Origin of the sequence: Marinomonas sp. BSi20584, assembly GCF_002792415.1 — a bacterium.
GTDB classification, from domain to species: Bacteria; Pseudomonadota; Gammaproteobacteria; order Pseudomonadales; family Marinomonadaceae; genus Marinomonas; species Marinomonas polaris.
This window is the reverse complement of record NZ_KZ454871.1, coordinates 38,492-61,031: the sequence shown is the minus strand read 5'-3', so window position 1 is coordinate 61,031 and position 22,540 is coordinate 38,492. Positions and strand designations below refer to the sequence as shown.

Annotated in this window: 25 protein-coding genes; 21 read left to right on the top strand and 4 right to left on the bottom strand. The window is 43.5% G+C overall.

Annotation, left to right across the window (positions count from 1 at the left end; genetic code table 11):
- The first annotated feature begins 3 nt into the window (after positions 1-3).
- From TY87_RS04205 to TY87_RS04175, 7 genes are all read left to right on the top strand, one after another.
- The gene (locus tag TY87_RS04205) at positions 4-570 is read left to right on the top strand and encodes a hypothetical protein (RefSeq protein ID WP_100186093.1); all 567 of its coding nucleotides are present in this window, start codon (positions 4-6) and stop codon (positions 568-570) included.
- Between the two features lie 65 nt (positions 571-635).
- A complete protein-coding gene (locus tag TY87_RS04200; RefSeq protein ID WP_072838762.1) occupies positions 636-1,031 on the top strand; it encodes a VOC family protein in 396 nt (131 codons plus the stop codon).
- Between the two features lie 308 nt (positions 1,032-1,339).
- A complete protein-coding gene (locus tag TY87_RS04195; RefSeq protein WP_100186092.1) occupies positions 1,340-1,765 on the top strand; it encodes an N-acetyltransferase in 426 nt (141 codons plus the stop codon).
- Between the two features lie 133 nt (positions 1,766-1,898).
- Positions 1,899-2,432, top strand: a complete 534-nt coding sequence (locus TY87_RS04190; protein WP_072838764.1) for a shikimate kinase — start codon at positions 1,899-1,901, stop codon at positions 2,430-2,432.
- A gap of 69 nt (positions 2,433-2,501) precedes the next feature.
- Positions 2,502-2,750: a hypothetical protein gene (locus tag TY87_RS22590; protein WP_175550752.1), complete on the top strand. Its 249-nt coding sequence runs from the start codon at positions 2,502-2,504 to the stop codon at positions 2,748-2,750.
- A gap of 177 nt (positions 2,751-2,927) precedes the next feature.
- The gene (locus tag TY87_RS04180) at positions 2,928-3,464 is read left to right on the top strand and encodes a hypothetical protein (RefSeq protein WP_139248844.1); all 537 of its coding nucleotides are present in this window, start codon (positions 2,928-2,930) and stop codon (positions 3,462-3,464) included.
- A gap of 298 nt (positions 3,465-3,762) precedes the next feature.
- The gene (locus tag TY87_RS04175; protein ID WP_100186091.1) at positions 3,763-4,377 is read left to right on the top strand and encodes a hypothetical protein; all 615 of its coding nucleotides are present in this window, start codon (positions 3,763-3,765) and stop codon (positions 4,375-4,377) included.
- A 117-nt stretch (positions 4,378-4,494) separates the two neighbouring features.
- Here the strand turns inward: TY87_RS04175 and TY87_RS04170 are convergent, their stop codons facing one another.
- Genes TY87_RS04170 through TY87_RS04155 form a run of 4 tightly spaced genes read right to left on the bottom strand, consistent with a single transcriptional unit; the run spans position 4,495 to position 7,360 of the window.
- Positions 4,495-5,223, bottom strand: a complete 729-nt coding sequence (locus TY87_RS04170) for an amino acid ABC transporter ATP-binding protein (protein ID WP_072838767.1) — start codon at positions 5,221-5,223, stop codon at positions 4,495-4,497.
- Positions 5,210-5,860 (bottom strand): amino acid ABC transporter permease, encoded by a 651-nt coding sequence (locus tag TY87_RS04165; RefSeq protein WP_100186090.1) that lies wholly within the window; start codon positions 5,858-5,860, stop codon positions 5,210-5,212. The genes TY87_RS04170 and TY87_RS04165 overlap by 14 nt, the downstream gene beginning before the upstream one ends.
- A 35-nt stretch (positions 5,861-5,895) precedes the next feature.
- Positions 5,896-6,558, bottom strand: a complete 663-nt coding sequence (locus TY87_RS04160) for an amino acid ABC transporter permease (RefSeq protein WP_100186089.1) — start codon at positions 6,556-6,558, stop codon at positions 5,896-5,898.
- A 10-nt stretch (positions 6,559-6,568) separates the two neighbouring features.
- Entirely contained in the window at positions 6,569-7,360 is a 792-nt protein-coding gene (locus TY87_RS04155; RefSeq protein WP_100186088.1) for a transporter substrate-binding domain-containing protein, read from the bottom strand.
- 358 nt (positions 7,361-7,718) lie between these two features.
- Between TY87_RS04155 and TY87_RS04150 the strand changes: the two genes are divergently transcribed.
- The 14 genes from TY87_RS04150 to TY87_RS04085 all read left to right on the top strand — a co-directional run bounded on the left by TY87_RS04150 (position 7,719) and on the right by TY87_RS04085 (position 22,540).
- Complete coding sequence (locus tag TY87_RS04150; protein ID WP_100186087.1) at positions 7,719-8,537, top strand: MurR/RpiR family transcriptional regulator; 819 nt, start codon at positions 7,719-7,721, stop codon at positions 8,535-8,537.
- Between the two features lie 148 nt (positions 8,538-8,685).
- Positions 8,686-9,924 carry an amidase gene (locus TY87_RS04145; protein WP_100186086.1) on the top strand — a complete coding sequence of 413 codons (1,239 nt, stop codon included), beginning with the start codon at positions 8,686-8,688 and terminating at the stop codon, positions 9,922-9,924.
- Entirely contained in the window at positions 9,921-11,558 is a 1,638-nt protein-coding gene (locus TY87_RS04140) for a gamma-glutamyltransferase family protein (RefSeq protein ID WP_100186085.1), read from the top strand. The genes TY87_RS04145 and TY87_RS04140 overlap by 4 nt, the downstream gene beginning before the upstream one ends.
- A gap of 61 nt (positions 11,559-11,619) precedes the next feature.
- A complete protein-coding gene (locus TY87_RS04135) occupies positions 11,620-12,438 on the top strand; it encodes a sulfite exporter TauE/SafE family protein (RefSeq protein WP_072838774.1) in 819 nt (272 codons plus the stop codon).
- A gap of 9 nt (positions 12,439-12,447) precedes the next feature.
- Positions 12,448-13,668, top strand: coding sequence for a pyridoxal-phosphate-dependent aminotransferase family protein (locus tag TY87_RS04130; protein ID WP_100186084.1), 1,221 nt, complete (start codon positions 12,448-12,450; stop codon positions 13,666-13,668).
- Entirely contained in the window at positions 13,668-14,909 is a 1,242-nt protein-coding gene (locus tag TY87_RS04125; RefSeq protein WP_100186083.1) for an allantoate amidohydrolase, read from the top strand. The genes TY87_RS04130 and TY87_RS04125 overlap by 1 nt, the downstream gene beginning before the upstream one ends.
- An 805-nt stretch (positions 14,910-15,714) precedes the next feature.
- Positions 15,715-16,083, top strand: a complete 369-nt coding sequence (locus TY87_RS04120) for a cupin domain-containing protein (protein ID WP_100186082.1) — start codon at positions 15,715-15,717, stop codon at positions 16,081-16,083.
- Between the two features lie 306 nt (positions 16,084-16,389).
- Positions 16,390-16,920 (top strand): hypothetical protein, encoded by a 531-nt coding sequence (locus TY87_RS04115; protein WP_100186081.1) that lies wholly within the window; start codon positions 16,390-16,392, stop codon positions 16,918-16,920.
- Entirely contained in the window at positions 16,920-17,444 is a 525-nt protein-coding gene (locus tag TY87_RS04110) for a hypothetical protein (RefSeq protein WP_072838779.1), read from the top strand. Before TY87_RS04115 ends, TY87_RS04110 begins: the two co-directional genes overlap by 1 nt.
- Positions 17,445-17,833: 389 nt before the next feature.
- A complete protein-coding gene (locus TY87_RS04105; protein ID WP_100186080.1) occupies positions 17,834-18,808 on the top strand; it encodes an ABC transporter substrate-binding protein in 975 nt (324 codons plus the stop codon).
- Positions 18,809-18,815: 7 nt separating this feature from the next.
- On the top strand, positions 18,816-19,826 hold the full coding sequence (locus TY87_RS04100; protein WP_100186079.1) for a FecCD family ABC transporter permease: 1,011 nt from the start codon (positions 18,816-18,818) through the stop codon (positions 19,824-19,826).
- Positions 19,819-20,850: a FecCD family ABC transporter permease gene (locus TY87_RS04095; protein WP_100186078.1), complete on the top strand. Its 1,032-nt coding sequence runs from the start codon at positions 19,819-19,821 to the stop codon at positions 20,848-20,850. The genes TY87_RS04100 and TY87_RS04095 overlap by 8 nt, the downstream gene beginning before the upstream one ends.
- Before the next feature lie 30 nt (positions 20,851-20,880).
- Complete coding sequence (locus TY87_RS04090) at positions 20,881-21,741, top strand: ABC transporter ATP-binding protein (RefSeq protein ID WP_100186077.1); 861 nt, start codon at positions 20,881-20,883, stop codon at positions 21,739-21,741.
- Positions 21,734-22,540, top strand: a complete 807-nt coding sequence (locus TY87_RS04085) for an IucA/IucC family C-terminal-domain containing protein (protein WP_100186076.1) — start codon at positions 21,734-21,736, stop codon at positions 22,538-22,540. Before TY87_RS04090 ends, TY87_RS04085 begins: the two co-directional genes overlap by 8 nt.

Below are 22,540 nucleotides of genomic sequence, written 5' to 3'. Positions count from 1 at the left end.
AACATGAAAGATGTTAATAACTTACCCCACTTATCCACCATGTTATGCTCAATTTTGCTACTTTTGTCGGTTTCTGCGTGCAGCAGTGAAGCAAAAAACACGAATGAAAGTAACTTGGCATTTTCAGATAATATAAAAGCTGTGGTCTACATCGAATCGCCGAAAGTTGGGACTTTATTGCAGCTGCGAGGTATCGCAGGAAAAGGTGTGCTTATCGCCAAAAAAGACAATCGACAAGAAGAGCAAACAACTTGTGTTTCTTCACCGATTCGATTCGCAGCAGGTGATTTCGGTGGTGATAGTATTGGTATTCAATCCGTTGAGCCTATTCGACTGCTTATTTACTCCGACAAGGTCGCAGAAAAATTGGTGAGAGGAGATGAAGTCGTCAGCGAACATTATGTTATTACCGATCAAAACGATGCCGGACTTGGCGACATCAAAATCGAATCTGGTTTAACGCTCAGTTATGGTTTTGTTCTTAACCCCGGCGAATGGTCTTGGTCGTCGGTATTTGGTTTGGATCACGACGAAGTGGATTGTGGACTGTTAAAAAGGTTAGCGTTATGAAATGCTGATCTGAGCGCTGTTGTCAGTGCAGGTGGTTTTTATTTAACTTAGTCAAAAGGAATAACATGTTTTCGCATATTTATTACGGCGTTAGTGACTTCGAGCGAGCTTATGGTTTCTACAGTAAGCTAATGACTTGTTTGGCCATGCAAGAGCGTTTTTGTGATCGAGACTATCCTTGGGCTGGTTGGAATAGCGATAGCTCAAACGGTCGACCTTTATTCGTTATCGGCAAACCCTTTAATGGTGAAGCACACGATGCTGGCAATGGACAAATGATTGCCTTCAGTGCGAAAGATAGAGCCACCGTCACGGCTGCCTACAACTTAGCCATTGAAAACGGCGCCACATGTGAAGGTCAACCCGGACTGCGTAGCGAATACCATGAAAGCTACTTTGGCGCTTATTTTAGAGACTTAGACGGCAATAAAGTTTGTGTTGTGTGTCATGAGGTTGAATGACATAAGGAGATGACTTTAAAGTTGGAAAAATATAAATAAAATCAATTAGTTAAGTTTTTATTTCTAGATGAGATAATAAGAATACAAATCGTTTTCTTTTCAGATCTTATTTGTTTTCACTATTTTGCGCCTAAGATCGGTTGCAGCTTCTATATATTGTCGCTATATTTCCGAAACTTGAGAGTCCAAGGAATAGCCAAGTTAACTTGTGCAGTAGGTGCTTTCACTAATGTCATTTTTTGGCAGGCGTGTGAGCACTTGGAAATCAACATACCCTGCCTTGGTTATTAATTGCAGAGGTAAGTATTATGATTCGTAAATTGTGTGCCGAAGATATTAATGAAGTCGTATCCATTTGGTATTCGGCCTCAGTGAAAGCTCATGATTTTATTGCTGAAGAATTTTGGCACTCGCAAAAAGAGCCGATGCGTGATGTTTATATACCCAATAGTGAAACTTGGGTTTATCACCTAGAAGACCGCATTTCAGGCTTTATTTCTTATTATCAAGGCTTCATCCCAGCTCTGTTTGTTTCCCCAAGTGATCAATCTAAAGGTATTGGTACTGAATTGCTCACTACACTGAAACAATATTATAACCAACTCAGCCTGACGGTTTATGCTGAAAATACTCAGGCTCATTCATTCTATATTCGACAAGGTTTTATCGAGCTAGAACGAAAGTTGTGTGAGCATACTGGGCATGAAGAGATCTTAATGTCTTGGGCTTTATAAACATATAAAAGTATTTCTAAAGGATTCAAAGTATACGATGTGTGTATTTTGAATCCTTTTTGTCTTAATTTCGTAGCGATAGGATGAGCTAGTTTATCTAAGGCGACGTAAGAAACAAGTTGACGTATTTACCATGAAAAAAGTAAATGTAATAGGAACAACCGGAAGCGGGAAATCAACATTTTCACAGCGCTTAGCTAAAAAAATAAATGCACCTTATATCCAAATGGACCAAATTTTTTGGAAGCAAAATTGGCAAGAGTCTCAAGATTCTGAATTTTTTCAAAGAATTGAAGATGTTTTATCTGAAAGTACATGGGTTCTAGACGGTAATTATAGTAGAACGAATATTATAAAATGGCGTGACGCAGATACTATAATATGGATAGATTACTCATTTTGCAGAACATTATTTCAACTATTTAAACGTACTATCAAAAGGATAATCTCAGGAGAAGAGCTATGGCCAGAAACAGGAAATAGAGAATCCTTTGCCAAATCCTTTCTATCGAAGAAATCGATTTTTATTTGGTTTTTTAAAAATTATAGTCACAACAAACAAGGCTACTCAAAGTTAATGTATTCTTCAAAAATTAAGCACATTAATGTCATTCGCTTATGTAGTCCAAAAGAAGCAGATTTATTTTTGAAGAACATAGAAGCGTAGAGTATTATTTTTATATTTTATGAGTTAGTTGTTGCAGCTACATTAATTTAACTTTATCGCTAGTCAGATTTGACTACTCCAATCAAAAGCCAGCTTATTTCCCCTTTTATTGAAGAGAAACAAACTGGCTTTCTTGTAATTAAGTTAAGAAGTCGAAAACTGAAGCACGGCCCCGACGAATCGTTTCAGTCCATCAGTCTGAGGGTTGGGCAAGATTGTTTTTGGATCGCCTTGTTCCCAGGTTTTGCCTTGGTGCATGAAGACAACTCGGCTGCCGACGTCGCGGGCGAAGTTCACTTCATGGGTCACCAGCACTAAGGTGATGGCTTCTTTCGCCAGTTGCTAGAGTACTTTTAAGACTTCGCCATCGTCATGTGTGGGAACAGGTTGAAGTTTTGGAAAATCATACTGACACTAAGCGCAAGACGACGAGCCTGAATGTCTTTTGTGGCGACTTCTTAAGCGATAACATATTTATTTTAAAAGGGAATTGATTTGAAAAAGACAATAGCTGTGATGATTTGCCTTCTGCTTTTTGGCTGCTCTCATGTTCCATTAGGCAGCATGCTTAAGCTGAGTGCCTTTGATGAAAATAGTTTTTTAAGCTTAAACCCACATGAATTGAGAAGTCGAATTCAGATCGATAAACCGGTTGAAATAGACATATCCAAAACAGCGTTATCATTGAATTTAGAAACATCGAATGGATGGCTAGTTTTTGATTATCCATTGAAGGTTCTCTCTATTAAAAATATTCATCAGGATGACAATAACTGGTTTATATCGGCGATGGAATTTACGGAATATGAGTTTGCTTTATCAGATGAGGCTGTTCACAACTTTCAAGCTTTACAAGAAAAAATGCAGTTGGAAAAGCCTAAAAGCTACCGTTTGAATATTGATACCGAACTTGAAAAACTACCTGATGATCAAGACGAGATTATACTATCTATCTTTGTAAGGCTGTCTGCAGAAAGTGATTACATTACCTTGTTTGATAGGGGATCTGTTGATGTTGAAGGGCATAACTAAAGCAAGTGGAAGCCAAACCATTAATTTTGAGTCAGAGTGGGATGCCCTGTTCACTAAAATTAAGGAATAAGCTGCGTAGTTAATAGATTCGTATTAGACATATCAACAATCACTCAACAGGATTTGGAAAATATTTACCAATACATCATGCCCGGTGGAAGACATCTAGATGGATATTAGATTTGATCCTATTGCTATCGATACACACTTTTTCAATATGTAGCATGAGATGTTTATTAGTTTTAGGTTAAAAAATGAGAATGTTTATAAAGATATGAATATATTAAAGGAATAGAAGATGGCTGATGCAAGTGTTGCGTTTGATGATGCAATTAAACATATAATGAAAAATTCAGAACAGTATCTTTACCAGTTTAATTTCTCAGCATGCGAGCTTTGGTTATGCAATGAATTATGTAAAATTTTGAATTTCGAAGCTGGCACTGGTGTATCTAGTGAAAAGAATGAGTTTATTTATAACGAAGATAAGAAAAGAGACTTGTCTATTTATCATTGGGATAAAAATGGCACTGAGAAGTTGCTTGAGCATATAGAAGTGAAAGTAGTTTATCCTAAATATTTGTTAAGCCATAAAGTAAATTGGCTTGACTCATTAGTGAATAAACTTGAAAGATCACAGCTAAATTTCAATGAATATATTGGTTACCATGGCTGGGTATTTTTTGTTTGGACATCAGATAGAACATATTCAAAAAAATACCCCAATCCAACCGATTTTTTTAATAGAGATACTCAAGAGATTAAAACTAAATTGCCTCATTGTTATAATTCAAAAACAGACTTCCAATGTGTTGATATCATTGATGGAAGCTTTTTATGGAGAGGTGTTACTAAACGTATTGTTGTTAAGGGCATGCAATTTACTAAGGCAGCAAAACAGATTTCTGTTTGAATACTAATCTGATTTTCTATTACAAATTTTAACTACCCAAGTGAAAAAGCCAGTCCGTCTCTCTTACATTAAGAGAAAAAAACTGGCTTTTTTGTAATTATGTTAAGAAGTCGAAAACTAAAGCACTGCCCCCATAAACTGTTTCAGTTCATCTGTCTGTGGGTTGGACAAGATGGTTTTTGGATCGCCTTGTTCCCAGACTTTGCCTTGGTGCATGAAGACAACTCGGCTGCCGACGTCGCGAGCGAAGTTCATTTCATGAGTAACTAGAACCAAGGTGATACCTTCTTTAGCCAGTTGTTCGAGTACTTTTAATACTTCGCCGACCAATTCTGGATCAAGGGCAGATGTGATTTCGTCACACAGCAAGACTTTTGGTGACATTGCCAAGGCGCGGGCGATGGCGACACGTTGTTGCTGGCCGCCAGACAGCTTTTCTGGGAAACTGTCGAATTTTTCTGCAAGTCCCACTTTTTCTAGCATGGCGCGAGCCGTCGTTTCGGCCTCGGCTTTGCTTTTCTTCAAGACGATAGTCGGTGCAAGCATGACGTTTTCGCCAACTGTCATGTGCGGGAACAGGTTGAAGTTTTGGAAAATCATACCGACGCTAAGCGCAAGACGACGAACCTGAATGTCTTCTGTGGTGACTTCTTTACCGTCAACGGTAATGCCGCCTTCTTGGTATTGCTCTAAGCCATTGATGCAGCGCAGTAGAGTACTTTTACCAGAACCACTTTTGCCGATGATAGAAACCACTTCGCCAGCTTTGATGTCTAGATCAATGCCTTTCAGCACATGATTATCGCCATAGTATTTATGGACTTGATGTAAGTTAACGAGAGACATTGAATTTTTTCTCCAGATGCTTGCTGTACAAAGACAGTGGATAACAGAGCATGAAATAAATCAGCGCAACTAACGTGAATATTTTGAACGGCTCAAAAGTAGCGTTATTTAACATGGTGCCGACTTTAGTCAGTTCGACAAAACCAATAACTGATGCCAACGCTGTGCCTTTAATGACTTGCACTGAAAAGCCGACAGTCGGGGCGGTTGCCACGCGAATGGCTTGCGGCAAGATAATATGTCGTAGGGTTTGTAAAAAGCTCAAACCCAAACAACGGCTGGCTTCCCATTGGCCTTTCGGCAATGTGTCGATACAGCCACGCCAGATTTCAACCAAGAAGGCGCTGGTAAAAAACGTCAGTGACAAAATCGCTGCGCCCCAAGCGGAGATTTCATAGCCCAGCATGGATAAGCCAAAGAAGCACAAGAACATCTGCATCAGCAATGGCGTGCCTTGAAATAGCTCCACGTATATTTTTACGATGCGTTGCATCACAGGATTACGCGTCAAACGCATGGCGGTTAATGTCAGCGCGACCGTGGTACCGCCGATAAACGCGGCGAGTGACAATAAAATGGTCCATTGTGTCGCAAACATTAGGTTGCGCAGAATGTCGTAGTTAGAAAATTCGATCATTGAGTTTCCCTCATTTTGCTTTTATGGAATGCCTTTTAATTAGACGTTCGATAAGCAAATAGGCGTTTTCCTAAAGCGTTGAAAGCAAATCTCAGCAGAATAGACAAACCAAGGTACATCAAGGCGGTAACGAAGTAGCTTTCAAAAGCACGGAAGTTACGTGATTGCACAAGGTTGGCTGCGTAGGTTAAGTCTTGCACCGAAATCTGAGAAATAACCGCAGAACCCAGCATGACGATAATGCATTGGCTGGTAAGTGCTGGGTATATCTTTTCAAATGCCGGAATAAAGATTACGCGCGTCAGTGTTTGGCGAAAGTTCAATCCCAGCACTTTTGCCGCTTCTATTTGACCTTTTGAAATGCTGGCAAGACCGGCACGAATGATTTCTGTGCTGTATGCGCCAAGGTTAATAGTCAGTGCGATCATGCTGGCTTCCCATGGCGACAACATCATGCCAATCGCAGGTAGACCAAAGAAGATAAAAAAGAGCTGAACAATAAACGGCGTGTTACGGATAAGTTCCACGTACACACTGACAACTCGTTGACCTGCTCGGTTGCCATATTGGCGTACGGTCGCGCAGACCGTACCCAATACCACTCCCAAGATCGTTGTCAGTACAGTGAGTTCAACAGTGGTTTTTAAACCACTGAGGAATACGTCGCTGTATTGCAATAGATCAGAGAAATACAACATAACGAAAGCCTTATGCGCCGAAGCCTTTAGGTAGTGGTGCTTTTAACCATTTCATTGAAATGTCGTTTAGTTCACCAGATGCCAACGCGCCTTTGATCAGCTCGTTTACTTTGGCTTGTAGTGCTGTTTCGCCTTTTGCCATGCCGATGTAGCAAGGGGAGTCTTTCAGCATGAATTTACTTTCTGGTGCACGTTGTGGCTGACGTTTAGCAATTTCAGCGGCAACCAAATTACCGGTAGCGATTAAGTTCACTTGACCAGATAGGTAAGCGGTTAGCGTGGTGTTGTTGTCTTCAAAGCGACGTACGTTGACAGATTTAGGTGCGTTTTTTTCAAGCTCTAAATCTTCTACCGAACCACGAGTAACACCAACGGTTTTGTCTGCTAGCTGGCTGATTTGTGTAACGGCAACATCTTCAGAACCAAAGACGCCTAAGAAGAAAGGTGCGTACGGTGTAGAGAAGTCGATGGCTTTTTCACGTTCTGGGTTTTTACCAAGACTAGAAATGACTAGGTCGACTTTTTTGGTTTGTAGATAAGGAATACGGTTTGCACTAGTCACTGGAACGATTTCGATTTTCACGCCCATTTCTTTAGCGATGTAATTTGCCATGTCCACATCGATGCCTTGAGGTTTCAAATCGGTACCAACGGATCCAAATGGAGGGAAGTCTTGAGGAACGGCAATGCGAATAAGTTTACGGTCTTTTATATCCTGCAACACGTCTGCGCTTGCGCTTAATGCGCTAAAGCCTGCTGCAATGATTAATGTTTTGCCTAGTAGTTTGGTCAATCTTTTCATGGTTGGGGGTCCTATTTCGTTTTGTGAATGCCTGAAACACAATTTGCAACACCCATGCCAACATGAAACAAAAGTTTCTTAACTATTGATTTGTGTAACAAATCACTGCAAATAAGACTTAAACCCCCAGTTACTCAGTACGGCAATGAAAAGACTTTGTGATGAAATAGGGAGCTTTACCCTTGCTTTGTGCGCCAATGTAGGGCGAAGTTGATATTTTGGTGCGCTCTTTTTTGTCTGATTTGATCTGTTTTTCTGATGAAAGCGTACTACGAGGCATCAAAGCGATAATCTAAGTTGGCAGTTCAACGATAATCAATTACCGTAGAGCAAAATATCCCCGAATTGAGGTTAACACGTGGCTACAAAGCAGGATGTGCTATCCCTGATCGAGCAGACTTACCCAACCCTGTCTCCTTCAGCGCGATCCATAGCGAACTATTTACAACAAAATCCCTTGGCGATTGTAAGTCAAACATCAGCTGAGATTGCCGAAAACACTAACACGTCAAAAGCGACGGTGAGTCGTTTCTTTCGTCAGCTTGGTTATGATTCGCAACAAGGTGCCAAACAAGCGCAATTAGCATTACGTGAAAGCGGCGTACCGATCTTCATCCAAGGCTCGTCTTTGGATCAAACCGCGCAAGAGCTAAAAAACCTATCGCTTACCTTTGAAGGTTTGCGACCTGAAATCCTTAACGAGATTAGTGAGCGCCTAGCCAAAGCAAGCCGAGTGACCTTGATAGGTTTTCGTAATGCTTATCCACTGGCGTTGCATTTCCGCCAGCAGCTGCAACAAGTGCGTCATTCTGTGCGCTTATTACCACAACCAGGGCAAACTCTAGGTGAAGATCTACACGACATTCTTGACGATGAAGTGATTGTCTTGCTCGGCTTTAGACGCCGTACCCGCCAGTTCAAAAAAATCGTGGAAGCACTAGAAGGTCGAACCACCGTCTTGATTACCGACCCAACTGGGCAAGTCTATAACCAGCAAGTGTCTCATGTGTTGGTGTGTCATCTTGGCAATGAAAGTCCTTTTGACAGCTACGCCGCACCAATGAGTTTGATCTCCATGCTGTGCAACCGCGTGTTTGGCTTTTTGGGAGATGCAGCTAGTCGTCAGACGCAGGCGATTTCGGCGTTGTATGAAGATTTGGATGAGTTAGAACCTTAACGGTTACGACTACTGTGCTCGACAATGCTTTGTTAAATACACCCACACTGTTTGCGACAGGTCGGCAGAAAAAAGAGATTTATTTTTCGTTTCAGTTGACAGTTTGGTGAAACGATTGTTTCATATGTGCTAATCAAGCGGAGGACATATGAAACATTTCATGGCACAAAATCCTTTTATACACTCTAAAGAGCTTACATTGGATTCAACATCGAGCGAAACGGCTGGGAATGATAGCTCATCAGCTAATCCTACTTTGCCACTGAGTGGTTTACGTTTGGCGGTGAAAGACTTGTTTCATATGGCAGGACTGCCAACTTCCGCAGGCAATCCAACTTGGCTTGCTACTCATCCGATTCCGACAAAAACGTCTTCTAGTGTTGCTACTTTGCTTGATGCCGGGGCAATTTTTTGCGGTAAAACCATTACTGATGAGTTGGCTTACAGTCTCAATGGGCAAAATATTCATTACGGAACACCCTCAAATCCGGTGACACCAAATCGTCTCCCAGGCGGGTCGTCATCGGGTTCGGCGGTGGCTGTGTCATCTGATCTTGCCGATATAGGTTTAGGCACAGATACGGGCGGCTCGATTCGAGTGCCAGCCAGTTACAATGGTTTGTTTGGATTACGTCCGACGCATGGCGTGATTCCGTCCGATAACATGGTTGCCCTTGCACCCTCTTTCGATACGGTTGGTTGGCTCACGAGAGACTTAGCCACACTAGAAAAAACAGCCCGTGTTCTGCTGAAGAGTAAGCTCCCTAAAGAATTTAGTAACGTATTGATTACCAATAATTTAATTGATCAAGTTGCCCACGTAAAAGAGCTAAAAACACAGCTGAAAACGTGGCGTGAACAAAAGCGTTTTCCTAAAGAATCCTCTATCGTTATTGACACCAAAGCGTGGAAAACCAGCGAGACATTTCGAACTTTGCAAGGTGCGGAAATTTGGCATGAACATGGCAAGTGGATTAATGATCTTAAAGGCCTAGCTGGTGTTGACACCTCCTCCGTTTTTGCACCAGATATACAGTCGCGTTTCGAATGGAGCCAAACTATTTCTGAAGCCGATGTTGCTGCGGCAAAACAGCAAAGACAGCGCTTTACGGATTGGCTAGAAAACGAAATCGAAGGATCAGTTCTTATCATTCCGACCACCCCCGGTTTAGCACCTTTATTTGATGTGGCCGACGACGAGCTTGCCGCTTATCGTAATCAATTAATGGATATTACTGCCATTGCAGGATTAGCCGGTCTTCCGCAATTGCATTTACCGGTTTGTACCTTAAATGGCGCACCATGTGGCTTGTCCTTAGTGGGTTCAAAAGGCACAGATTTAGCGCTGATTGAATTCGCAAAACACTTAATGGAGTCGGCGTCATGAGTACTTTGAATCCCAATAATGACTCACACACGAATAACATAAAAAAGAACGACATTGCTTTTACCGCGCCGCATTTCAAAGCTACAGAAACAGGGCGAAAAATTCTTGAGCAAGGTGGTACAGCAATAGAAGCCATGGTTGCTGCTGCCGCGACGATTGCGGTGGTTTATCCACACATGAATGGTTTGGGTGGCGATGGTTTTTGGTTGATTAGTGAGCCGGGTAAAGAACCAATTGGCATTGATGCTTCTGGTAAAGCGGCGCAACTGGCGACACTGGATTTTTATAAAGGCCACGACAGCATTCCAGCACGAGGTGGCAAAGCCGCATTGACGATGGCGGGAGCTGTTGCAGGTTGGCAAGAAGCCTTGGTAGTGAGCCAAGCTTGGCAAGCCGCCTCCAATGCACAAAAATTGCCGTTATCGACCTTGCTTGATGATGCCATTCAATTAGCGAAAAACGGCAGTGACGTGACAAAAACCTACGTCGATGCAAGCAAGAAAACCTTTGCTGACTTAGTTGGTGTTCAGGGTTTTTCTGAGGCATTTTTGAACGCTGGTAGCATTTACGAACAAGGCGATATGTTGGCCTTGCCAGTACTGGCAAGAACGCTAGAACAACTTGCTGAAAAAGGCTTAGACGATTTTTATCATGGTGATATTGCCACACGTTTGGCGAAAGATTTAGCCAGCGCAGGCTCGCCGATTCGCTTAGCGGATTTTCATTCTTATCAGGCAAAACGCGTAGAACCTTTGCAGGTCAAAACCAGCGTCGGCTCTCTTTATAATCTGCCTGCGCCGACACAAGGCATCGCGTCTTTATTGATTTTGGCCTTGTATGACAAGCTTTATACGCAAGGCAAAACGGTCACAGACATGTCGCATTTACTGATTGAATGTACCAAACAAGCCTTTATCGCTCGTAACCAATTTGTGACTGACGAATCTCGTCTAGCAATGGATTTATCGTCTTTATTGGATGAAGAACAGCTAGAAAAAATGTGTCACGAAATCGCCTTAGAGCGAGCGCAACCTTGGCCACATCAAGCCAAACATGGCGACACCATTTGGATGGGCGCTTGTGATAGTGAAGGTCGAATGGTTAGCTATATTCAGAGTTTGTATTGGGAATTTGGCTGCGGCGTAGTCAGTCCTTCCACTGGTATTGTGTGGAACAACCGTGGTTCTTCGTTTTCGTTGGAAAAAGGTTCTCTGCAAGAGCTTGGGCCGAACCTCAAACCTTTTCATACACTGAATCCTGCTTTTGCCGAATTAAACGATGGTCGTCGTATGAGTTACGGCACCATGGGTGGCGAAGGCCAGCCACAGACTCAAGCAGCCTTGTTTAGTCGTTATGTTTATCATCAAATGCCGTTAGATCAAGCCATCAGCGAAGGTCGTTGGTTACTTGGTCGGACTTGGGGTGACGTTAGCCATAATCTGAAAATCGAACGAGACTTTGCCGATATAGTCGCCGATGAGCTGGTTAAGCGCGGTCACGATTTGGTTATCGTCGATTCATGTAATGAATTAATGGGTCACGCTGGCGCGGTTGTGCTTCATCCGGAAGGTCATACCGAAGCTGCAACGGACCCAAGAAGTGATGGCTTGGCCATCGATAGCACTGATATTTAGAAACAGTCAGATTTAGTAACACTTTAGTTAGTAATCATCTCACTTAGGAGAAAACAGAAAAATGTCATTCATAATGGAAAACTATTCCATGATTCTCGCCATGATGGCCACTGGTGTGGTGGGTGGGATTTTAGCCGGTTTGTTAGGTGTCGGCGGCGGTATTGTTATCGTGCCTGTGTTGTATTTCTTGTACCAAGGTATGGGCGTTAGTGCGGATTCTGCCATGTTAGTTGCCACAGCGACCTCATTGGCAACCATTATTCCTACTTCCATTAGCTCGATCCGTTCCCATAATGCCAAGGGCAATGTTGATTTCGACTTGCTAAAACGTTGGGGCTTTTTCATCTTCTTAGGTGTGATGGTCGGTAGTTTCGTTGTTACACGTGTTGATGGCCAATGGTTATCTTTGCTGTTCGGTATTATTGCTACTTTATCAGCATTGAATATGTTGCTTGGCAAAAAAGACGGCGTGTTCAAATCCTTACCGGGCAATGCGGGTCAAAGTGTCATGGCGACGTGTATAGGCTTTTTTAGCTCAATGGTTGGCATCGGCGGCGGCACATTGACCGTCCCGACTCTGACTTTTTGTAACTACCCAGCGCATCGTGCTGTTGGTACGGCCGCAGCGGTTGGCTTGATCATTTCATTGCCAGCGGCATTAACTATGCTGATTTTTGGTCAAAGTCCTGTTGATGCACCTTATGGCACAGTGGGCTTAGTTAACCTAATTGGCGTTATTTGCATCATTCCATTGACGGTTTTGTTTGCACCTGTTGGCGCGGGATTAGCTCATCGTTTAGATGCTTCTAAGTTGAAGAAAGTCTTCGCTGTTGTGTTGATATTCACTGGCATCAAGATGCTTTATCAGGTTTTAGGTTAGGAGATTATTATGCAGCCACTTTCATTACCTCCAAGATTATTAATGGGCCCCGGCCCGATTAACTGCTATCCACGCGTGTTGTCGGCTATGTCGACTCAGTTAGTGGGCCAATACGATCCAACCATGACCAGTTACATGAACGAAGTCATGGAATTGTATCGCCGAGTTTTTAATACCAAAAACCAGCAAACCTTTTTGATTGATGGTACTTCTCGCGCTGGGATTGAAGCGGCTTTGGTGTCTTGCTTAGAACCAGGCGATAAAGTGCTGATTCCTATCTTTGGTCGCTTTGGTCATTTGTTGGCTGAGATTGCTGAGCGCGCCGATGCCGAAGTTCATACTATCGAAGTGCCTTGGGGTGAAGTCTTTGATCCGCAGCAAATTGAAGACGCGATCAAAAAAGTACAGCCAAAACTATTGGCGATTGTACAGGGCGATACTTCGACCACTATGTTCCAACCATTAGAAGAGCTAGGCGAGATTTGTCGTGCTCACGATGTGTTGTTTTACACCGATGCGACGGCATCGATTGGTGGCAACCCGTTGGAAGTGGACGCATGGAAAATCGATGCGGTGTCTGTTGGTTTGCAAAAGTGTTTGGGTGGGCCATCTGGCAGTGCTCCGATCACATTGAGTGATCGCTTTGTGTCTTGTGTACGCAAACGTGCTCATGTAGAAGCGGGCATTCGCGATGCGCATCATCAAGGCTCATCTGGCATGCGTATTCGCTCTAACTATTTTGATTTGCCAATGATCATGGATTATTGGGGTGACGAGCGTTTGAACCATCATACGGAAGCCGCAACCATGTTGTTCGGTTCTCGTGAATGTGCGATTCAGCTACTTAACGAAGGCCAAGATGCGGTAATTCAGCGCCATCAGTTAGCAGGCGATGCCATGCTACAAGGCGTTCTAGCCATGGGCTTAAAGCCATTTGGTAACTTGAAACACAAGATGACCAACGTAGTGGGCGTGCATATTCCTGATAACGTCGATGGCGAAAAAATTCGCCATGATTTATTGACCATCTTTAACATCGAAATAGGCACCAGCTTTGGTCCATTAAAAGGCAAGGTTTGGCGCATCGGCACCATGGGTTATAACGCTCGTCAAGACGCGGTACTGCACACCTTGCAGTCGCTTGAAACTGTGCTTCGACGCGCTGGATTTGCTTTACCAGCAGGTGCTGCCGTCGATGCGGCCATGGCCGTTTATAGTGGGGAAGTCTAATGATTGGTGATGTAAAGATTGATTGCAACAAACTCGCTCAGTTGGTGATGTACCGCTGTGATGAACTTGGCAAAATCAGTCAAAGCGATGATTGCCTAGATCGTCGCTATCTCACCAAAGAACACAAACAAGCCAATGGATTGGTGGGCGGCTGGATGCAAGACGCAGGTATGCAAACGTGGCAGGATGAAGCTGGTAACCTTTGGGGACGCTGGCAAGCCGCAGCCCCAGATGCGCCGCGTTTTATCATGGGTAGCCACTTGGATACTGTACCAAACGGTGGTCAATACGATGGCATGCTGGGCGTTATCACGCCGGTGACCTTGATCGGAGCGATGCAACAAGCGGGAATCCGTTTGCCATTTCATCTTGATGTAGTGGGATTTGGTGACGAAGAAGGCACACGTTTTAGCTCTACATTACTTGGCAGTCGCGCGCTAACAGGTCAATGGCCAACAAGCTGGGCCGATTTAAAAGACAGTGATGGCATTAGCCTAGCACAAGCATTAAAAGACTTTGGTTCGGACTTTGCTAGTATTCCTAATGCCGCCATCGAAACCGACAATCTGCTTGGTTACCTTGAGCTTCATATTGAACAAGGACCAGTATTAGAACAATTGGATTTGCCAGTGGGTGTCGTTAGCGCAATCGCTGGGGCAAAACGCTTTGAATTTAATATTACCGGTATGGCTGGGCACGCTGGTACTGTGCCGATGAATCTACGCCAAGATGCCCTTTGCGCCAGCAGTGAGATGATTCTTGCGGTAGAACGAGTCGCTCAAAATCATGGCATTGTTGCCACTGTTGGACGTATTCAAAATCGTCCCAATGGCGTTAATGTGATTTCTGGTAACACGGGATTTTCTCTCGACATTCGCAGCGAATTCGATGACAAACGCGACATAGCACTCGACGAAATATTGCTAGAATTAGAAGCCATTGCTGCACGTCGTAATGTGCGTATTGAACGCAAAGCGACCCATGCAGCTAACGCCGTGCATTGTGATGACAAATTGCAAAGCGTGCTACGCAACGCCATCGAAGCACAGAATATCCCAGTACATACTCTATTCTCTGGTGCGGGACACGACGCTATGGCGATTGCCGACATTTGCCCTGTGGCCATGTTGTTTATGCGTTGCGACAAAGGTATTAGTCATCACCCAGCGGAAGCGATTGATACACCAGATGTGGCGGTGACCTTGGCCGTGTTGAGTCAGACATTACAGAGTTTGGCCTAACGGTTTACTTTATGCCCTACGCAAATAATACACCGAAGCAAACTCGTAGGTCAGATGAGACGAGGAACGAGGCGTAATCTGACGGTTGAAGATGCATGTGACGATTAAAAATGGCACATTACGCTTCGCTTATGATGCCCTACGTAGATAATACACCGAAGCAAACTCGTAGGTCAGATGAGACGAGGAACGAGGCGTAATCTGACGGTTAAAGATGCATGTGACGATTAAAAATGGCACATTACGCTTCGCTTATGTGGACTACGCAGACAATACACGGAAGCAAACTCGTAGGTCAGATGAGACGAGGAACGAGGCGTAATCTGACGGTTGAAGATGCATGTGATGATTGAAAATGGCACATTACGCTTCGCTTATGATGCCCTACGCAGACAATACACGGAAGCAAACTCGTAGGTCAGATGAGACGAGGAACGAGGCGTAATCTGACGGTTAAAGATGCATGTGACGATTAAAAATGGCACATTACGCTTCGCTTATGTGGACTACGCAGACAATACACGGAAGCAAACTCGTAGGTCAGATGAGACGAGGAACGAGGCGTAATCTGACGGTTGAAGATGCATGTGATGATTGAAAATGGCACATTACGCTTCGCTTATGATGCCCTACGCAGACAATACACGGAAGCAAACTCGTAGGTCAGATGAGACGAGGAACGAGGCGTAATCTGACGGTTGAAGATGCATGTGACGATTAAAAATGGCACATTACGCTTCTCATGATGCCCTACGAAAATAAAATTTAAAGGGATTGGCCCTTGTTTTAGCTAAAGGATAAATGTATGAATTTTACACGCATTTTTAACGATGATCAGGGCAAAAGCCAGTTCGGAGAAGTAAATCTTGATGTCCGCGATGGCGGTCCAATTGGCTTTTTGTCAGAGCGCTTTCCAGTAGGCGATATGATTTTTCGTGAAACGCCAAGCGACTACGACTTCAAATGGCATCCAGCGCCACAGCGCCAGCTTTTGTTCATCATCAAAGGCCGTTGCGAGTTCATGGTATCGTCCGGTGAAACCCGCCAATTTGGCGCGGGCGATGTTGTGTTGTTAGAAGACATAGAAGGCGAAGGCCATTGCAGTAAGGCATTATTCAACGAAGTCAGACACTCGATTTTTGTGACTTTGCCAGATGATGTGGTGTTTGGCTAAATCTAATATCCGTTTCTTAAAGTATGTCCTTGTTTTAAGACTTACACCTAAGCATAGTGAGGCCGTTAAGTTTGCCCTTATGTGACCAGTTTCCTCGCCAGTAATTACCTGCAAAATGTTTAGTAGTGACAATCGCCTACTTACTTGTATCTGAGTAAGAGGTTGATGCAAGCTTCGTTATCCTAATGGTAGAGATTTCAATAGTGGGTTATAAACTGAGGCTAAATTGAGTTCGCGGACAGTATAGTTTTAGGTTTAGCTCGTGACAGATATATGCATCCCCTCTAATGTTTAGATTTATTAATTATGCAATTAGCTCGGCTGAGTAATTTAAAACATTTTTTATGGCTCACTATCTTACCTTTGGTGGGTTGCACTTCTCACGAACACTTTAATCGGCCTTATTCTGATCAGTCTGGGGCTAAGGTTGTTCCATCATGGTGTCATAATAGAGTTGGACCTGAGGAGTTATTGTTATTCTTTTTGGGCGAGACTAAGGTAGAGGTTACTTTGCTCTCTGATAAAGAGAGTCAAACATTACTTGTCCATACTAGCTCTAAAAAGTCTCATTCTGTCATTAGTGATCAATTCTCAATACTTCAGGATGGAAACGAAGCAAAAATTTTAGAGGTTAAGGAATCGGATTCTTCATACTTTCATTCAGTTGTTCCTGACAGTTTTTATTTTAGCGACATCAGCATTAAAGCCTCAGGTGATTATAAAGAAGCCTTCACTCTACAAGGTTTAGAGATTGTCATAAACGGGGTGGCATACCCAATTGAAAACATTACTTTTAAGAAGGACGAGGATGTCTTCCTTAATCCGTGGAATTGCTAATGAAAAAATCACTAATGCTTGCCTTGATGGCTTTGTTATTGGCCGCTTGCGGCACTCGAGTTTCATTTGAAAAAAGTGGAGAAGAGAAAAGCTGCCAAATTATAGGTGAAAAAAGCAACGCGATGACCATCTTGTGTGATGAATCTACTATATCTATAAGTAGTAGTTATACTCGAGTCGAGAGAGTGAAGAGCTTTGTTCCTTTCATGCCTACCAAAAGAGAAACTTGGGTAATTTCATTGATTATTGGTGTGAGATCAACGGATTCTGCCCCACTGGTTATGAATAGCCAGACTATGACGATCGATCAACCAAGTCGTTTACAAACACCTATCTTTCTTGAGTCAGAAAGCTATACCAAGACAACAAAGTCTAAAATTGTGGTTGAACAAGAAGTGCAAAAAGTCTTTGAAATAGAGATTGATAAAGTTGCTCCTTTTGTTCTTAGTGGTTTGGAAATACGTGTAGGTGATCAAAAATATAACTTTAATGGGATTCGTATTTTACCTTCAAGGCAGTTTTAATTTTTTTTAGTGAAGGTTTGTATGACTGTAGTTGCTGTTATTAAAGATATACCCTTTCAAAGTCAGTTTTATCAAATTTCTATGTTGGGCACCCAGCCACACATGTTTCTTGATTTAGTTAGTTTCTTACCACGAGGCTTTACGGAGTATGGAAATTTAGACAATGCTTGCTTGATCCATATGAAAGGACATGTATAAAGCTGAATTTATTAGTAATTCTTAAAAGCCTGAATCGAATGATTCGGGCTTTTTTTATTGCTTTCAATTAGTCTTTTACGTCACGCTTAATGCTTATGAGGATGATAATTGTTACTATAACGATTTTGGCTGTTCGTATCTTTCAGCGCCGCTATTTGTTAACAAAGAACAATTGAAGGAAGCACCTCAACATGCTGGTAAACCAAGTAAGAAAATGGGCATTTTTGCTGACAGTGATTTTGCTGATTTTAGCACCTGTAAATCAGGCGATGGCTTCCGATAGTAAAAACAGTGTCCATAAAAACGATGTATATAAAGAGATTGTTCATGCGATGGGGAGTTCTGAGGTCCCCAAAAAAGTTTTACGTGTGGTGACTTTGTTTCAAGGGGCGACCGATTCTGTGGTGGCATTAGGCGTGACGCCTGTTGGTGTAGTGGATTCTTGGGCGCAGCAGCCAACCTATGAATATTTGCGAGATGCTTTGAAAGGCGTAGCTCATGTGGGGTTGGAAACTCAACCGAACCTTGAGGCGATAGTGGCGTTAAAGCCAGATTTGATTATTGGCACCAAGTCTCGTCACGAAAAAATATACCATCAATTGTCGCAGATCGCGCCCACTGTGATGACTGAAAATGTGTATGACTTTAAAACCATTTTGGATTTAACGGCTGAGGCATTAGGTAAGCAAGTTAAAGGAAAACAGGTTTGGGACGACTTTCAGCAGCGCATTACTACCCTCCACAATGCTATCAAGCAACGCGAAGCAAACTGGCCATTAACCGCAGCGATTCTAAATATTCGTGCTGATCATTTGCGTCTGTATTTGAACCAGAGTTTTCCAGGCGTGGTGTTGAAGGAGATAGGTTTTAAATTCCCTTTGCCAAATGAAAAAGGTTGGGGGGTGAAGTTGAAAACCAAAGAAGCCTTGCCGAGTGTGAATGCGGATGTGTTCTTTGTTATTTTGCATTCCAATGATGCTGCCGTTAGACAAAATTACGACGCTTGGCGCGCTCACCCGTTATGGAAAATGTTAACAGCACCTAAAAACCAGCAAGTGTATGAAGTGGATAATGTGGCTTGGTTGTTGTCTGGTGGGATTCTGGGTGCAGAAAAAATCTTAGATCAGTTGTACCAAATCTATCAATTACCTCAGGCCGATCAATAGAGCATTTATGCGCTTACACAACAGTAGCCCTTTTAAATGGAGCCTTCTTGCTCTGTCTATTTTATGCCTGATGTTGTCCTTGTTGGGGAGCATTGCCTATGGGCAATATGTCATTTCAGCGAAATCGGTTTGGACAGCGTTTTGGGCATTTGATCCTCAATCTATTGATCATGTTATTATCCGTACCACGCGTTTATCACGTGCTCTTGTTGCTTGTTTGGTTGGCTCAGCGTTGGCGGTGGCGGGTGTTTTAATGCAAGCCTTAACACGTAATCCGCTGGCGTCACCGTCTATTTTTGGCGTCAATGCGGGCGCTGTATTTGCCATTGTGTTGTTCTCGACTTTCTTTTCCGTTACATCCCTGAATACGTTTTTATGGCTGGCTTTTTTGGGCGCGAGCGTGGCTGGGGCCTTAGTGTATGGGCTGGGCAGTTTAGGCAAAGACGGATTATCTCCGGTTCGTATCGTGCTGTCTGGTGCGGCGATCTCGGCGCTGTTTATGGCTTTTACTCAAGGCATATTGGTGATTGGCCAAGAGGGGTTGGACAGTGTTTTGTTCTGGGTGGCTGGTTCTGTATCTGGTCGTGATTTGTCTATGGTGATGCCATTAGCACCCGCTTTTATTATTGGCATCGTGTTGGCGATACTGTCGGCACCGCAGATCAATATTTTGTTGTCCGGTGACGACATTGCTAAAGGATTGGGGCAGAACACGGTGCTGATTAAAGTGATGTTGAGCTTGCTGATTATTGGTTTGGCGGGTGGTTCGGTCGCGCTTGGCGGCAGTATCGGTTTTATCGGTTTGATGGTACCCCATATGGTGCGTTCAGTGGTGGGTTATGATCATAAATGGCTAATTCCGTTAAGTGCTTTGTGGGGCGCTATTTTGTTGTTGTGTGCGGATGTGATCAGTCGTTTTGTGATCATGCCAGAAGAGGTACCAATTGGTGTGACAACAGCGATTTTAGGTGCGCCCTTCTTTATTTATTTGGCACGTAAAGGAGGTAAACGTGAGTAAGTTTTTCAGCGTTCGTTACCGTTTATTTTCTTTTTCGACTCCAGTTCGTTCTTTGTGGTCGATGCTTGTTCTCCTCGTTTTTTTTCTCTCGATTATTTTGCTTTCCCTGTGTTTAGGCGAAGAGTTCATAGCTTTGCCGCAAGTGCTTCAGGTACTGCTTGGAAAGGGCGGTCAGGCTGCGCAGTTTGTCGTGGAAACTTTGCGTATGCCTCGCGTACTGATGGCGGCCATGGTGGGGGCTACGTTGGCTTCTTCTGGGTTGGTATTGCAATCAATGATACGTAATCCGCTGGCGTCACCAGATATTATTGGCATTACTGGCGGAGCTTCTGCCGCCGCGGTGTGTTTTTTATCCTTTTTTGCGACGGCAATGGGGGTTATCTGGTTGCCTGTTTTTGCCATCGCGGGTGCTTTGCTGGCGGCTTTGTTAATTTATGCGCTCGCTTGGAATAGTGGCGTAACGCCGATGCGGTTGGTATTGGTCGGCATAGGTATTTCCTCGGCGATGGGTGCGGTGACGACCTTTGTTATTGCGGCGAGCCCACTTTCGACCAGTATTACCGCGTATATCTGGCTAACAGGCAGCGTATATGGCGCGAGTTGGGTTGAGGTGAAAGCCTTGTTGCCGTGGTTGTTGATTTCGTGGCCCTTGGCGTTTTATTTAGCGCGCCGGGTGAATACCCAAGAATTGGGTGATCAACTGGCAACTGGGCTGGGTGTACCTGTGCAGCGCTTGCGTTTAGCTCTGTTATTTTTGAGTGTGATTATGGCAGCGCCAGCTATTGCTTATGCTGGTGCGGTGGGCTTTGTCGGTTTGATCGCACCACACATTGCCAGACGTCTTGTTGCGCGGAGTTTCGCTCTTTTACTACCAACCTCTGCATTGGTCGGTGCTTGCCTAGTGATGCTGGCAGACCTTTGTGGTCGCTTGTTGTTTCAGCCTTTGGATATTCCCGCTGGTGTTTTTGTGTCTGCTATTGGTGCACCATTCTTTATTTATTTACTTTATCGACAGCGTTTCTGAGTCGGTTAGCCATATTGGGATTTTTTAATCATGAGTTTGTCTGAACATTTTTTAGTAGACGATAATTTATTAGCTCAGAGTCCATTAGAAAGTGTGGCGTTGTCTTTAGGTTATGATAAAAAAACCATTATTAAGTCGTTGGATGTGGCTATTAAACCTAACCAAATTACAGTGCTGGTGGGCGGCAATGGTTGTGGTAAATCTACCTTACTGAAGTCGTTTGCCCGATTGTTGAAACCTTCGACTGGCCAGATTCTCCTGAATGGTGCAGATATTCATTCCTTGTCTGGAAAGGACGTGGCTCGCAAGCTGGCTATCCTTCCTCAAGGACCTGTCGCCCCAGAAGGTTTGACGGTTGAGCAGTTGGTTCGTCAAGGTCGTTATCCTCATCAAAATTGGCTACAAAGTTGGACCGAAGACGACGAACGATTAGTTCGTAAAGCCTTGCAAGACACCAATATGACCGAGTTTGCAGATCGTTCCATTGATGCTTTATCTGGCGGCCAGAGACAGCGAGCTTGGATTGCCATGGCGCTGGCACAGAATACCGATATTTTGCTATTGGATGAACCAACAACCTATTTGGATTTAACCCATCAGATAGAGATTCTTGATCTATTGTTTGAGCTAAATGCGACTCAGAATACGACCATCTTGATGGTGTTGCATGATCTGAACCTTGCAGCTCGTTATGCTCATAACATGATCGCTATTAAAGACGGTACGGTTTTTTGCCAAGGCGCCCCAGAGACTATTTTAGACCATGATATGGTGAAAGCCGTGTTTGATATGGAATGCCATATCAGTGCCGATCCCCTGTTTGGTACGCCAATGTGTATTCCTTATGGAAAAGGGCGCAAGGTCGACTCTCAGGCAGCTGAGCATGTTTGAGCGAGATAACAAGCATGATCTTCTTGCTGAAGAGTGGGAGGTATTGGCGGCATTTGGGCTCAAGTTATATCAAGAAGATGAGCCGCTTGCGATTGATTCAAGCAAGTTATTAGATGACGACTTGTGCTTGGAAACGCTGCACAACATCATGCCAGAACTCGGCGCACCGAACCTTAAAGTGACTGCATCATTAGTGATAAAACGTGTGGCATTTCTCACTCTAGCACCTGTTTTATATGCTATGTCGAGTTTTGATAAAGGTCTTGATGCTTCGCTAGAAAACAGCGTCTTTGAATATCCGTTAGAAAATAAAATGTGGTTATCCAAGATGCCGTTAAAAATGACAGAGGTGTCTGTTTGGAAAGGCTCTGACAAAGAAGATCGAAACGCTTGGCGAAATGAGATCTTGAGCAAAGTATTTTTGGGGCATTTAACTTTATTGGTCGAGCAATTTTACCGCTTAACAAAAGTGTCTCGGCGCATTCTTTGGGAAAACGTCGCAGTACGTGTTTTTAGCATCTACGAACAACGTATTTTAGTAAATGTTGTTGAGGAAATGAGATCAAAAGCTCAAGCAGATTATGCGTATCTGCTTGATAAAAGTACGACGGATTTATTCGGTTTAAACGAAAATCCTTTAACGGCTTTTTATCGAGATAAACAGTTAACTGCACTATCGGAAAATCCTATTCGTGTTCGACGTACCTGCTGTTTTTACTATCAAGCCACTGAGCCGCCGGTGTATTGCGGCTCGTGTCCTTTACCTTTTAAAAAACTTAACTCTCCCCTTAAAAAATAA